14 protein-coding genes are annotated in these 13009 nt (G+C 72.7%); 8 read left to right on the top strand and 6 right to left on the bottom strand.

Annotated elements, in window-relative coordinates; translation table 11 throughout:
- The first annotated feature begins 61 nt into the window (after nucleotides 1–61).
- From AB0E02_RS19505 to AB0E02_RS19495, 3 genes are all read left to right on the top strand, one after another.
- The gene (locus tag AB0E02_RS19505) at nucleotides 62–703 is read left to right on the top strand and encodes a TetR/AcrR family transcriptional regulator (protein ID WP_360946957.1); all 642 of its coding nucleotides are present in this window, start codon (nucleotides 62–64) and stop codon (nucleotides 701–703) included.
- Between the two features lie 141 nt (nucleotides 704–844).
- Nucleotides 845–1072: a DUF3107 domain-containing protein gene (locus AB0E02_RS19500; RefSeq protein ID WP_362140972.1), complete on the top strand. Its 228-nt coding sequence runs from the start codon at nucleotides 845–847 to the stop codon at nucleotides 1070–1072.
- A 281-nt stretch (nucleotides 1073–1353) separates the two neighbouring features.
- On the top strand, nucleotides 1354–1644 hold the full coding sequence (locus AB0E02_RS19495; RefSeq protein WP_030413911.1) for a hypothetical protein: 291 nt from the start codon (nucleotides 1354–1356) through the stop codon (nucleotides 1642–1644).
- A 34-nt stretch (nucleotides 1645–1678) separates the two neighbouring features.
- Here AB0E02_RS19495 and AB0E02_RS19490 read toward each other — a convergent pair whose 3' ends face one another.
- Nucleotides 1679–2416: a ferritin-like fold-containing protein gene (locus AB0E02_RS19490; protein WP_030804981.1), complete on the bottom strand. Its 738-nt coding sequence runs from the start codon at nucleotides 2414–2416 to the stop codon at nucleotides 1679–1681.
- A gap of 139 nt (nucleotides 2417–2555) precedes the next feature.
- Between AB0E02_RS19490 and AB0E02_RS19485 the strand changes: the two genes are divergently transcribed.
- From AB0E02_RS19485 to AB0E02_RS19475, 3 genes are all read left to right on the top strand, one after another.
- Nucleotides 2556–4973 (top strand): DEAD/DEAH box helicase, encoded by a 2418-nt coding sequence (locus tag AB0E02_RS19485; RefSeq protein ID WP_362140969.1) that lies wholly within the window; start codon nucleotides 2556–2558, stop codon nucleotides 4971–4973.
- A 107-nt stretch (nucleotides 4974–5080) separates the two neighbouring features.
- The gene (locus tag AB0E02_RS19480; RefSeq protein WP_362140967.1) at nucleotides 5081–5947 is read left to right on the top strand and encodes an alpha/beta hydrolase; all 867 of its coding nucleotides are present in this window, start codon (nucleotides 5081–5083) and stop codon (nucleotides 5945–5947) included.
- 123 nt (nucleotides 5948–6070) lie between these two features.
- A complete protein-coding gene (locus AB0E02_RS19475; RefSeq protein ID WP_362140965.1) occupies nucleotides 6071–6532 on the top strand; it encodes an SRPBCC domain-containing protein in 462 nt (153 codons plus the stop codon).
- A 26-nt stretch (nucleotides 6533–6558) separates the two neighbouring features.
- On the opposite strand, the gene AB0E02_RS19470 is transcribed toward AB0E02_RS19475, so the two are convergent.
- Nucleotides 6559–7485 carry an NYN domain-containing protein gene (locus AB0E02_RS19470; RefSeq protein WP_362140963.1) on the bottom strand — a complete coding sequence of 309 codons (927 nt, stop codon included), beginning with the start codon at nucleotides 7483–7485 and terminating at the stop codon, nucleotides 6559–6561.
- Between the two features lie 202 nt (nucleotides 7486–7687).
- Between AB0E02_RS19470 and AB0E02_RS19465 the strand changes: the two genes are divergently transcribed.
- Nucleotides 7688–7840, top strand: coding sequence for a hypothetical protein (locus AB0E02_RS19465; protein ID WP_199816409.1), 153 nt, complete (start codon nucleotides 7688–7690; stop codon nucleotides 7838–7840).
- A gap of 88 nt (nucleotides 7841–7928) precedes the next feature.
- Here the strand turns inward: AB0E02_RS19465 and AB0E02_RS19460 are convergent, their stop codons facing one another.
- From AB0E02_RS19460 to AB0E02_RS19450, 3 genes are all read right to left on the bottom strand, one after another.
- Nucleotides 7929–8534 carry a MarC family protein gene (locus tag AB0E02_RS19460; RefSeq protein WP_030413917.1) on the bottom strand — a complete coding sequence of 202 codons (606 nt, stop codon included), beginning with the start codon at nucleotides 8532–8534 and terminating at the stop codon, nucleotides 7929–7931.
- A 223-nt stretch (nucleotides 8535–8757) separates the two neighbouring features.
- Nucleotides 8758–9609 carry a PHP domain-containing protein gene (locus tag AB0E02_RS19455; RefSeq protein ID WP_362140960.1) on the bottom strand — a complete coding sequence of 284 codons (852 nt, stop codon included), beginning with the start codon at nucleotides 9607–9609 and terminating at the stop codon, nucleotides 8758–8760.
- A gap of 114 nt (nucleotides 9610–9723) precedes the next feature.
- Nucleotides 9724–10362: a DUF6758 family protein gene (locus AB0E02_RS19450; protein WP_030413919.1), complete on the bottom strand. Its 639-nt coding sequence runs from the start codon at nucleotides 10360–10362 to the stop codon at nucleotides 9724–9726.
- Nucleotides 10363–10574: 212 nt separating this feature from the next.
- Here AB0E02_RS19450 and AB0E02_RS19445 point away from each other — a divergent pair, with 212 nt between their 5' ends.
- Entirely contained in the window at nucleotides 10575–11840 is a 1266-nt protein-coding gene (locus tag AB0E02_RS19445) for an MFS transporter (RefSeq protein ID WP_362140958.1), read from the top strand.
- A gap of 57 nt (nucleotides 11841–11897) precedes the next feature.
- Here the strand turns inward: AB0E02_RS19445 and AB0E02_RS19440 are convergent, their stop codons facing one another.
- On the bottom strand, nucleotides 11898–12494 hold the full coding sequence (locus AB0E02_RS19440; protein WP_362140956.1) for a suppressor of fused domain protein: 597 nt from the start codon (nucleotides 12492–12494) through the stop codon (nucleotides 11898–11900).
- Nucleotides 12495–13009 lie beyond the last annotated feature (515 nt).

Raw genomic sequence — 13009 nt, 5'->3', positions numbered from 1 at the left:
ATGGCGGGCGCGGTGCACCACCTTGTACTGGCCGCGTAGGGAACGATTTCTGGGAGGCAGCGTGAGCGCCATCGAGCAGACCGAGGCGGCGCGCCCGCGGGGCACACGCCTGCCACGCCGCGCCCGGCGGAACCAGCTTCTGGGTGCGGCCCAGGAGGTTTTCGTCGCACAGGGCTACCACGCCGCGGCCATGGACGACATCGCCGAGCGGGCCGGCGTCAGCAAGCCGGTGCTCTACCAGCACTTCCCGGGGAAGCTGGAGCTCTACCTCGCGCTGCTGGACCAGCACTGCGAGGCACTGCTGCACTCGGTGCGTTCCGCGCTGGCGTCGACCACCGACAACAAGCAGCGGGTCGCGGCGACGATGGACGCCTACTTCGCGTACGTCGAGGACCCGGGCGGCGCCTTCCGGCTGGTCTTCGAGTCGGACCTGACCAACGAGCCGGCGGTCCGCGAGCGGGTGGACAAGGTGTCGCTGGAGTGCGCCGAGGCCATAAGCGCGGTGATCGCCGAGGACACCGGCCTGTCGCAGGACGAGTCGATGCTGCTGGCGGTGGGCCTGGGCGGGGTTTCCCAGGTGGTGGCGCGGTACTGGCTCTCCTCCGGGAGCGCGGTTCCGCGGGACACCGCGGTGGCCCTGCTGACGTCGCTCGCCTGGAAGGGCATCGCCGGCTTCCCGCTGCACGGCAGCGACACGCACTGACCCTGTTCGCTGCGGGCGTGGTCCACGGCGTCCTGTGCGTCCCCGTACCGGGCTAATGTGTGCTGCGTACGGCGCGGATGGCCGCGCATCCTCCCCCCAGCGGTGCTGGGGGACCTGCAGACCGTCGGAGGGACAAAAGCCGTGGAGGTCAAGATCGGCGTGCAGCACGCGCCCCGCGAGATCGTTCTGGAGAGCGGGCAGTCTGCCGAAGAGGTCGAGCGGGCGGTGGCCGAGGCGCTGGCCGGCAAGTCGGAGCTGCTGAAGCTGGCGGACGAACACGGCCGCAAGGTCCTGATCCCGGCGGACCGGCTGGCCTATGTCGAGATCGGCGAGCCGGCCGGCCGCAAGGTCGGGTTCGGCGCGCTCTGATCGAGGGGCGCCGCGCGCGGCGCCCGCGGAGCACGAGGGCGGCGGCCCGGGGGACGCGTTCCCCCGGGCCGCCGCCTTTTTCCGTTCGTCCTGGTCGGCAGCCGGCTCCGGACCGGTCTCCGGCCCGCTGCGCTGATCGGGCAGCGGGGTGGCGCGCCGAGGGTTGCTGCCGCCGCCCCCTGGGTACGACCGCCTACGACCGATTTGTTCGCCCGACGGATCGGCGCACCGCGCCGACGGCGTGGTGCCCGAAGCCCGCACGGAACGTGGAAGGGAAGAGCATGATCTTCGAAGCGCTCGGAGCCGTGGCCATCGGCCTCGCCATCGCGGTCTTCGCCATGCGCCGGCTGCCCGACCGCTTCCCCGCGCGCGGTCTCACCCTGGCGACCGGCCCGGTCGCGGCCCTGCTCGGCGCGTTGCTGACCCGCTCGATCCTCGGCCCCGGGCACCCCGTCCAGGTGATGCTCGCCGCGGCCGCCCTGGGCGCGGCGCTGCTGTCGGTCCTGGTGCGCCCGCCGCGCAGCCGTCTTCGGCGGCCGGCCGCGACGCTGAAGGGGCACCGGACGGCCTGAAGCGCCCGGCGGCCCCTCCTTCGTACGCCGTCGGTCAGGCCGCCAGGCCCAGTGCCGCCATCCGCTTGGTGTGCGCCTCGGTGATCCGGGAGAACATCCGGCCCACCTCGGCCAGGTCGAAGCCGTCGGCGACCCCGCCCACCAGCATCGTGGAGAGCGCGTCGCGGTCCGCGACGACCCGCTGGGCCTGCGAGAGCGCCTCGCCCATCAGCCGGCGGGCCCACAGTGCGAGCCGGCCGCCGACCCGCGGCTCGGCCTCGATGGCCGCCCGCACCTTCTCCACGGCGAAGGTCGCGTGCCCGGTGTCGTCCAGCACCGCCAGCACCAGGTCGCGGGTGTCGGCGTCCAGCCGTGCCGCGACCTCGCGGTAGAAGTCACTGGCGATCGAGTCGCCCACGTAGGCCTTGACCAGGCCCTCCAGCCAGTCCGACGGTGCGGTCTGGCGGTGGAACTCGTCCAGTGCGGCGGCGAACGGCTCCATCGCCTCGTTCGGCTCGGCCTCGATCTGCGCCAGCCGCTCCCGCAGCCGCTCGAAGTGGTGGAACTCGGCCGAGGCCATCTTGGCCAGCTCGGCCTTGTCGTCCATCGTCGGCGCGAGCTTGGCGTCCTCCGCCAGGCGCTCGAAGGCGGACAGCTCGCCGTACGCGAGCGCGCCGAGCAGATCGATCACGGCGGCCCGGTAGTGCGGGTCGGCGGATGCCTGCGCCCAGTCCTGGGCGGCGATCCCGGTGTGTTCTTGCGCGTCAGCCGCGGCGTTGTCAGGCGTTCCCATGGCGGCACAATAGCCCGCTCGGCGGTCCGGGGAAGGTCCTGGTCAGCCAGTTGTGTTCACCCGTACGATCGGCCCGCCGGAGCGGGGTCCGGGCGGTGTGCGGGGACGTGACGTATTCCTCACTCATACAAGCCTTCGGATGGGGGCGCCGTATCCGGGGTACAGTGGTATTGGACCTGCCGAGTATCGGTGGGTCGTTCCACGAAGCGGATGCCCGGTCGGTGGCCCGATCGGCTCCAAACCGACCGCCCTCCCCCGCGGCGCGTACGAGACATACGCACAGCAGGAGGCACACCGCTCGCGGCAGGAGCGCCTGAGCGTTGGCAGTGGTCCCGCGCCACCGGCCCCATCTGGCCGGCCCCGTACGAAACCGTGCGACGGTGCGGTACGACCCCCTTCGCCGCCTCACGCCGCGTCTCACAGAAGAGGCAAGATTCTGTCTACGTTCCGAGACCTCGGGATTTTTCCCGAGACCGCCGAGGCCCTGGAAGCCGTCGGCATCGTTTCCCCCTTTCCCATCCAGGAACTGACGCTCCCCGTCGCCCTCTCCGGCAACGACGTCATCGGCCAGGCCAAGACCGGCACCGGCAAGACCCTGGGCTTCGGACTTCCGCTCATCGAGCGGGTCACCGTCCCGGCGGACGTCGAGGCGGGCCGGGCGCAGCCCGAGCAGCTGACCGAGGCGCCGCAGGCCCTCGTCGTCGTCCCCACCCGTGAGCTGTGCCAGCAGGTCACCAACGACCTGCTCACCGCCGGCAAGGTCCGCAATGTGCGGGTGCTGGCGATCTACGGCGGCCGGGCCTACGAGCCCCAGGTCGAGGCGCTGAAGAAGGGCGTCGACGTGATCGTCGGCACGCCCGGCCGGCTGCTGGACCTGGCAGGCCAGAAGAAGCTCAACCTCTCGCAGATCAAGAGCCTGGTGCTCGACGAGGCCGACGAGATGCTCGACCTGGGCTTCCTTCCCGACGTCGAGAAGATCATCCAGCTGCTGCCGGCCAAGCGGCAGACCATGCTGTTCTCCGCGACCATGCCCGGCCAGGTCATCTCGCTGGCCCGCCGCTACATGTCGCAGCCCACGCACATCCGCGCCACCGCGCCGGACGACGAGGGCCAGACCGTCGCCAACACCACCCAGCACGTCTTCCGCGCGCACTCCATGGACAAGCCGGAGATGGTCGCGCGGATACTGCAGGCCGAGGGCCGCGGTCTGGCGATGGTGTTCTGCCGGACGAAGCGGACCGCCGCCGACATCGCCGACCAGCTCTCCCGGCGCGGCTTCGCGTCCGGCGCGGTCCACGGCGACCTCGGCCAGGGCGCCCGCGAGCAGGCGCTGCGCGCCTTCCGCAACGGCAAGGTCGACGTCCTGGTCTGCACCGACGTCGCCGCCCGCGGTATCGACGTCGAGGGTGTGACCCACGTCGTCAACTACCAGTCGCCCGAGGACGAGAAGACCTACCTGCACCGCATCGGCCGCACCGGCCGGGCGGGTGCCAAGGGCACCGCGATCACCCTCGTCGACTGGGACGACATCCCGCGCTGGAAGCTGATCAACAAGGCGCTGGACCTGCCGTTCGACGAGCCGGAGGAGACCTACTCCACCTCGCCGCACCTCTACGAGCAGCTCCACATCCCCGCGGGCACCAAGGGCGTGCTGCCGCGCGCCGAGCGCACCCGGGCCGGGCTCGCCGCGGAAGAGGTCGAGGACCTGGGCGAGACCGGCGGCCGCGGCCGCGGGCCCCGCCGGGGCCCGGCCGTCGAGGAGGAGCGTCCCAAGCGCACCCGTGCACCGCGGCAGCGCCGCCGTACCCGCAGTGGTGCGCCGCTGGACGACCCGGCTGCTTCCGAGGCGCAGGCGACCGGGTCGCTCGACGCCGCGGAGGCCGCCGAGGAGTCCGCGGGTCCGCGCCAGCCGCGCCGGCGCCGGCGGACCCGTAGCGGGCAGGCCGCGGCGACGATCCCGGTGGCGGGCGCCGCCCCGGCGCAGGACACGGAGGCCGCCGACGTGGTGGCCGAGGCCGCCCCGGTCGCCCCGGCGCCCGAGGTGACCGAGGCCCCGGCCAAGCCGAAGCGGACCCGCACCCGGACCCGCAAGGCCGCCGAGGCCGAGCCGGCCGCGCAGGAAGCCACCGAGGCCGCCCAGGCCGTGGTGGACACCGTCGAGGGCGCCGAGGAGGCTCCGGCCAAGCCGAAGCGCACCCGGACCCGGAAGACCGCCGCCGCCAAGGCCACCACCGCCGAGGCCGCGGAGGCCGCCGAGACCGCGGTGAACACCGCCGAGGGCACCGACGAGGCCCCCGCCAAGCCGAAGCGCACCCGGACGCGTAAGGCCGCCGCCAAGCCGGCCGCCGCCGAGGCCCCCGAGGCCGCGGCGGTGACCGCCGAGGCCGCCGAGGAGGCCCCGGCCAAGCCGAAGCGGACGCGCAAGACGGCGGCGAAGACCGCTGCCCCCAAGAAGACCGCGGCTGCGGCCCCCGCCGCCGTGGAGGGCGAGGAGGCTCCGGCCAAGCCGAAGCGCACCCGGACCCGTAAGGCCGCGGCCGCCCAGCCGGCCGACTGACGCCGTACGGCCCGCTCGACCGGACGACCCGGCCCCGCTCCCCGCGGGTGCCGGGTCGTTCGGCGTCCCGGCCCGGTTTTCCCGACCGGTCCGGTTAACCTCACCCCATGAGTAGGCCGCCCACCCTCACGCTGCCCCCGTGCGCCCGCGCGTACCGACTCGACACCGACCGCGGCGAGTTCGCCGTGCACGACGCCCGGCCCGACGGTGCGCCGATCGGGACCGCGCTGCTGGTGCCCGGCTTCACCGGCAGCAAGGAGGACTTCATCGCCTTGCTGGCGCCGCTCGCCGCGGCCGGGTTCCGGGCGGTCGCGCTGGACGGCCGCGGGCAGCACGAGTCCTCCGGTCCGCGGGACGAACGGGCTTACGCCCAGCGGGAGTTGGCGCTCGACGTACTGGCCCAGGCGCGGGCCGTGCAGCAGGCCGGGAACGGCCCGCTGCATCTGCTCGGGCATTCGCTGGGCGGCCTGATCACCCGGGCCGCGGTGCTGCTCGACGCCACCCCGTTCCGGTCCCTGACCGCGCTCAGCTCCGGTCCGGGGGCCATCGAGACGTCCCAGCAGGCCCGGGTGCGGATGCTGATCGACGCGCTCGGCTCGCTGGGCATGGAGGACGTCTGGCGGGCGATGCGCGAGCTGGACCCGCCGGAGGCGGCGGACGCGCAGACCCCGCCGGAGATCGGCGCGTTCCTGCACCGTCGTTGGCTGAACACCGTCCCCGAGCAGCTGATCGCGACCGGCCGGCAGATGCTGGCGGAGCCCGACCGGGTGGCGCAGCTGGCCCGTACCGGGCTCCCCGTGCACGTCGTCTCCGGGTCGCTGGACTACGCCTGGCCGGTGCCGTCGATGGACGACATGGCGCGCCGGCTGTCGGCCCGGCGCACCGTCATCGAGGGCGCCGAGCACTCCCCCAACGTCGAACGCCCGGAGAAGACCGCCGAGGCGCTGACGGGTTTCTGGAGCGGGGTGGGGTAGCGCCCGGCAGTGGCATCCGGCGGGGTGTCGTCGGGACAGCGCCGGACGGTTCGGCGAGCATCGAAAGGAAGCGGGCGGGCCGGTGCGGTCCGCCCGGCACCGGCTGCCGACGAAGGGCCCGACATGACCGAGAACCCCCAGGACGACCCGCACGGCATCGCGCTGACCCGCACCTTCGACGCCCGCCGCGACCTGGTCTTCGAGGCCTGGACCACGCCCGCGCACTTCGCGTACTGGTTCGGCGGGGAGCTGACGGTGCCGGTCGAGCGGATGACGATGGACGTCCGGCCGGGCGGGTCGTGGAGTCTGGTCATGCACTCCCCGGACGGCAGCGAGCTGCCGTTCTCCGGGGTGTACCGGGAGGTCGTGCCGCCGGAGGCGCTGGAGTTCACGCTCAACGACGCCTATGCGCCGAGCAGTTCGGAGGGCGAGCTGATCAGGGTGACCCTGAGCGATCTCGGGGACCGGACGGAGATGGCCTTCCGGCAGCTCGGCGGCAACCTCACTCCGGAGCAGTACCAGCAGGCGGAGGCGGGCTGGACGAGCTTCTTCGACCGGCTGGCGGGACTCCTCGCCCGGGCCTGAACCACCCCCGGCCACCGCGGGGCTCTCTAGAGCTGTCCCTGTACGTGCTCCCAGAAGCCGTCCCGCAGCACCCGGCGCAGGTCGGCGTGGCCGCGCAGGGAGTGGTGCAGCAGCGCCTCGGCGGCGGTCAGCAGCTCCTGGTCGACGGGGCCGGGGAGGTAGGGGTGGCCGGGCAGCAGTCCGGCCGCCCATTCCCGGCCGCGTTCCGAAAGCCACTGGGCGGCGACCCGGGCCCCGACGAAGCGGACCTCCTCCCGGCCGGGCGCCGGGCTCTCGCCGCCGGCCTGCTCGGCGGTGTCGATGCCGGTCCGCCGGGTGACGTAGGGCTTGCAGAAGTCCAGGTCGAAGACGCGGGTGCTGTCGGCCTCCCACAGCAGGGGTTCGGCCTGGTTGCGGCCGACCGGCGCCTCGATGCCCCACAGGTGGACCCGGGCGCCGTAGCCCTGGGCCGCCTCGACCGCGGAGACCAGGTCCTCGTCGCCGCCGATGAGCACCGCGTCGGTGATCGCCCGGTGCCGGGCCAGCGACTCCAGGTCCGAGCGGATCAGGGAATCGACGCCCTTCTGCTGGTTGTTGGCGTTGAGGTTGCCGAGCCTGACCTTCACGTCCGGCAGCTCGGCGATCCGCTGCTGCTCGGGGGTGTGGAGGCGGCGGCGGGCGCCGTCGTACCAGTAGACCCGCAGCAGCCGGCTGTCCGGGAAGATCGTCCGGGACCGCTCGATGAAGGACTCGATGATCCCTTCGGCGTCGAGCTCGAAGCCCTTGCGGTCCTCGGTGCCGGCGACGAGCTTCCCGGCGGCGGCGTAGACGTAGCCGGCGTCGACGAAGGCGGCGTGCACCGAGGGGGTCGTGCCGACCTTGGTGAGGACCCGGGCGAGCAGCTCGTTGGTGCGCGCCATCCCGGCGGCGAGCGCGGCGAGGTCGGTGGGGCCCGGGGGCTGGAGGTCGTTCATACCGGACCTATTGTCCGGGCGTCGGCTCGGCGGGCACAACCGCTCTACCTGCGAGTATTTAGACCGTCGAAAAATTTCTTTAGCGTAGGGAATGATTGCAGGGTGCGGGTCGTTGTACCTGTACGGACGGCGGGCGACGAGGCCCGGTGATCCGCACCACTCACGTTCTCCGCAGGAGGATTCCGACGAAGGGAGAAGCCTGATGCGCTTCGAGATCATGCGCCTGGACGACGTCGACGGCACGGCCGTGGACAGCACCGTCGTGGACGCCGCCTCCGTCAACCGGATCGTGCAGCAGGCCGCCGCAACCGGCCAGCGCATCTATATCCGCCCGGCCGACACCGTCGCCCGTTAATCCCTGGCCGCCGACAGGCCACCGATGCCGCACCGCCCCCGTACGGAACATGCCGTACGGGGGCGCTGCCGTAGGTGCGGGCCGCCGCTCAGGCCGCCTGGATGACCTGCAGCACGCCGTTGATGATCTGCTGCACGGCCAGCGCGGACAGCATCATGCCCGCCAGCCGGGTCACCAGGACCACCCCGCCGTCCTTGATCACACGGATGATCACCAGCGAGAACCGCATCACCAGATACAGCACCACATGGATCGCCGCGATGGCCGCCCACACGGAGAGCTGGGCCGCGAACCCGTGGGCGTGCTGCACGGCGAGGATCACCGACACGATCGCGCCGGGCCCGGCGAGCAGCGGCATGCCCAGCGGCACCAGCGCCACATTGACGTCCTTGGTCTGGGTCGGCTCCTCCGACTTCCCGGTCAGCAGGTCCAGCGCCACCAGCAGGAGCAGCAGTCCGCCCGCGATCATCAGCGCGGGCGTCGAGATGTGCAGCCGGCCCAGGATCTGCCGGCCGAAGAGCCCGAAGACGGCGATCACGCAGAAGGCGACGGCGGCGGCCTGCCAGGCCATCCGGCGCTGGACCTTGGCCGGCCGGCCGGAGGTGAGGGCGAGGAAGATCGGGGTGATCCCCGGCGGGTCCATGATCACGAAAAGCGTGACGAAAAGGGTGCTGAAGACGGCGACGTCGAACATGGTGCTGGCCTTGCGAGAGGGGTACGGACGAGCGGATCGGGACGGTCACGGGCCGGCGCGGGGCGCGCGGGTCCGGAGGGCGACCGGGAGTGGAAACGGAAAGGAGGGAAGGAAGGAAGAGCGAGGAGCCGGTGGGCCGCGCGGCGGGCGCGGGCCCGCGGACCGGTGGAACGGCGTCGCGCGCGGTCGGTGCGGCGCGCCGGCCGACGGCCCGCGGCGGGGCTCAGCCGCCCGCGCCGGGGACGGGGAAGGCGCCGGTGGCGCGGCGCACGATCTCCCCGTAGATCTCGGGGTCGGTGGTGCAGTCACCGAGGCTGCAGGACTTGCGGCTGCCGTGGTAGTCGCTGGAGCCGGTGGTCAGCAGACCGAGGTCGGCGGCCATCCCGCGCAGCCGGGCGCGGGTCGGCGCGTCGTGGTCCATGTGGTCGACCTCGATGCCGTCCAGGCCGGCCGCGGCGAGTTCGGCGATCGCGCTCTCCGGTACGCACCGGCCGCGCTTGACGGCCAGCGGGTGCGCGAAGACGGTGACCCCGCCCGCGGCCTTGACCAGCCGGATCGCGTCGAACGGGTCGAGCTCGTGCTTCTCCACGTACGCCGGGCCGTCGCTGGCCAGCCAGGACGTGAAGGCGTCGTTGACGGAGTCGACGACGCCTAGCTCCATGAGGGCGGTGGCGATGTGCGGACGGCCCACGGCGCCGTCGCCGGCGATCCGTGCGACCTGCTCCCAGGTGACCGGGATGTCGTGCTCGCGCAGCTTGCCGATGATGGCTCGGGCCCGCGGCACCCGGTCGTCGCGGACCAGCTCCCGCTCGCGGGCGAGTTCGGGCTCCTCGGGGTCGAAGAGGTAGGCGAGCATATGGAGGCTCACCCCGTCGAGCCGGCAGGAGAGTTCGGCGCCGGTGACCAGCGTCAGCCCCTCGGGCAGCGCGGCCCGCGCCTCGGCGTGGCCGGCGACGGTGTCGTGGTCGGTCAGCGCGACGACGTCCAGCCCGGCGGCCGCGGCGGCGCGCACCAGCTCGGCCGGGGTGTCCGTACCGTCGGAAGCCGTGGAGTGGGTGTGCAGATCGATGCGCACGACGCGGACTCCAGACTGCTGCGGGACGGACGGGGGACCTCAGAAGGATAACCGGCCCGCCGGACGGCCCGGCCCGTGCCGCGGGGCGGCGCCCCTTCCTGGCGGCCGGCCCGGTCAGCTCAGGATGCGCGGGGAGAGCGCCCCGCAGGGCAGCAGGTCCACCTCGGCGCCCGCCTCACGCAGGTCCGTCAGCACCAGTTCGTCGTACATCAGCAGCCCGGACTGCTCGGGCCAGGCGATCGCCCACAGCCACAGCCCGCGCGCCTCGCCGGCGAAGACCGCGCGGTCCGGCGGTGCACCGTCGACGTGCCAGAGCGGGGTGGGGCGGCCGGCGGCCAGCACCTTGCCGTGCGCGGGTTTGCCGTCGGACATGTGGGGGCCGGGGTCGGGGCCGTCGATGCCGGCGTAGCGCGCACCGAGTCCGACGCCCAGTTCCTCGGCGACCAGGAGGAGTTCACCGGGTCCGCCGAGCGGTCCGGGGCCGGAACAGGCCACCGCGGTCGCCCGGCCGCCGCTGCGGTCGTCGCCCGCGCAGGCCACACCGGTGAACAGCCAGCCGACCGGCAGCGGCCAGGGCATCCAGACGGGGACCTGTGCGCGGTGCACGACGACGCCGAGCGCCTCGACGCTCGGCGGGACGACCGGCTGGAGCGGATGCACGGTGCCGTGCAGGGCGCACTGCCAGGTGTCGGAGAAGAGACCGGGCGCCCGCACCCGGCCTCCGCACTTCGGACAACTGGGTTCGCCCCTCATAAGGACCAACGGTCCTCCAGGGCCGCCGCCGCGTCAAGGACGATCACCCGACCGATGTGGGCGGAATCACTTGCCCCGCCCCGCACTTGACCGCTCCGGCGCCGCGCGGCACCCACCCGGCAAGAACTAGTTGCAGCTTGCACTCTTTAGGGCTTCTAACTTAATATATGTAAACGTCAACGATCTCCGGCAACGGAAAGGGGAACCGCGGCATGAGCGGCACCACGAGCAGCGGCCACGGCGGCGGCACGGCGGCCGATCCGTTCGACGAGGGCGGCACCTCCCTGCTGCGCCAGCCGAAGGCCGTCTGGGCCACGGCCGGCGCCTCGGTCGTGGCCTTCATGGGCATCGGCCTGGTCGACCCGATCCTCCCCTCGATCGCCCAGGGCCTGCACGCCACCAACAGCCAGGTCTCCCTGCTGTTCACCTCGTACTTCCTGATCACCGCCGTCGCGATGCTGCTGACCGGCTTCGTCTCCAGCCGGATCGGCGGCCGCAGGACCCTGCTGCTCGGCCTCGCCTTCGTGGTCGTCTTCGCGGGCCTGGCCGGCACGTCGGACTCGGTCGGCCAACTGGTCGGCTTCCGGGCGGGCTGGGGCCTGGGCAACGCGCTCTTCGTCTCCACCGCCCTCGCGGTCATCGTCGGAGCGGCGGCGGGCGGCAGCGCGGCGGCGATCCTGCTGTACGAGTCCGCGCTCGGCCTCGGCATGGCCTGCGGCCCGCTACTCGGCGCGGCCCTCGGCAACGCCAGCTGGCGCTACCCCTTCTTCGGCACGGCCACGCTGATGGCGATCGGCTTCCTGTGCATCACGGCGTTCCTCAAGGAGCAGCCGAGGCCCGCCCGCAAGACCTCGCTGCTGGACCCGGTCAAGGCACTCGGCCACGGCGGCCTCGCCTCGGCCGCGGTCTCCGCCTTCTTCTACAACTACACGTTCTTCACGGTGCTGGCCTTCACGCCGTTCGTGCTGAACATGACGCCGTACCGCTCGGGCGCGGTGTTCTTCGCCTGGGGCGTGCTGCTCGCGGTCTTCTCGGTGATCGTGGCCCCGCGCATGCAGGCGCGGTTCGGCTCGCTGAAGGTGCTCGGCGGCTCGCTGGTGCTGCTCGCCGTGGACGTCCTCGTGCTCGGCTACGGCAGCCACACCGCGGCCGTCGTCTGCACGGTCCTGTCCGGCGCCTTCATCGGCGTGAACAACACCGTCTACACCGAACTGGCCCTCGGCGTCTCGGATGCCCCGCGCCCGGTGGCGAGCGCCGGTTACAACTTCGTCCGCTGGTTCGCGGCCGCGGCGGCGCCCTACTTCGCGCCGAAGATCGAGGAGTGGAGCAACCCCCACATCCCGTTCGTGGTCGCCGCGGTCACCGCGTTGCTCGGCGCGCTGGTGGTGGTCGTACGGCGCAGGGCGCTCACCCACGAGGCGGCGGAGCACCGGCCGCAGCACGCGACCGAGGACGGCGTCACGGTCTTCGCCAACTGACCGCAGCCGAACGGGAGTTGGTGAGCTTGCTCACTCGGCTCACCCGCCTCACCCGGCTCACTCCGGTGTGACGTCCAGCGGGACGGACTTACGGGCCGGGTCCCTCAGGTCCGTCCCGTTCGCCAGCCAGAGCTCCTGGAGGGCCTGGGCGCCGTGCACCCGCTTCCAGGCGGCCTCGTTCGGGGTCATCGGCAGCAGCGGCAGGAACCGCACGGGCTCCATCGGGGCGTCCAGCTCCAGATCCTCGACCAGCCCACCCGGCTCGCCCACCAGGACCGAGGTGAAGGGCGCGCCCGGCCACAGCGGCTCCCCCACGTCGAGAGAGGCGCCGGGAGCCACCACCACGCCCTCCACCTGCGGGGACGCGGCGAGCACGGCGAGCGGGCGGAGCACCTTGTCGGTGTCGGCGCGGCCCGCCTTCACCGACAGCACCAGCTCGGCGCGCGGCCCCTTCAGCGGATCCGCGACCACCGCCGTCGGATCGGCCATCGGCCGGTCGGACATCCCGAGCGTGGCGTAGCGCACCACCTGGTCGTCCACGAAGCGGAGCACCTCGATACGGTCGGTGCCGAGGAAGGTGACGGCGGCGCGCGCGCCCGGCTCGCCCAGGCTCGTCCGCAGGCGGGCTTCGACCAGCTCAAGAACATCAGACATGCCGCGAGCATATGGCCGCCCCGCCGCCCCGCCCTCGCCGAGCTCGCCGCTCCGTTCGAGCAGGGGACCCCGGTCCCGCGATGACTGCGCTGCGCGGCAGCTTCGTTGTTCGTATGGAACAGGCAAAGCGGCGCCGTTCAGCGCCAGGCGGCTGATAGCCTTGCCGTCTGGTCAGGAAATGACGTTCGTCCCCCAGCGGGGACCGGCCGGAGGAGGTGGGGCTGCGGTGGATCCGAGTCGACCGTGCAGTACCGATAGCTCTCCTGTCATCCCCCTCGCTCAGTCACTCTCCTGATCGAGAGCTTCCGTACCCCGCCGCCGAGCGGCGAAACCGGGGAAGCGCCTTTGCGCCGGATGTAGATGACGGAAGAGCGCCTTCGCCTCTTTGTTCCGTGTTCTGCGAATCGCCGTCAGCATCCGCACGGAGCGCCGCCCGCTTTGCGGACGTACCGCCGGTGACCCGGGTTACGTCCACCTTCCGGGCAGCGTTGCGCCCCGCGCCCGCGCTGACGGCC

It is taken from the genome of Streptomyces sp. NPDC048196 (assembly GCF_040652715.1).
GTDB lineage: Bacteria > Actinomycetota > Actinomycetes > Streptomycetales > Streptomycetaceae > Streptomyces > Streptomyces siderophoricus.
Note: the sequence above shows the minus strand (reverse complement) of the source record. Positions and strands in the feature narration are given on the sequence as shown.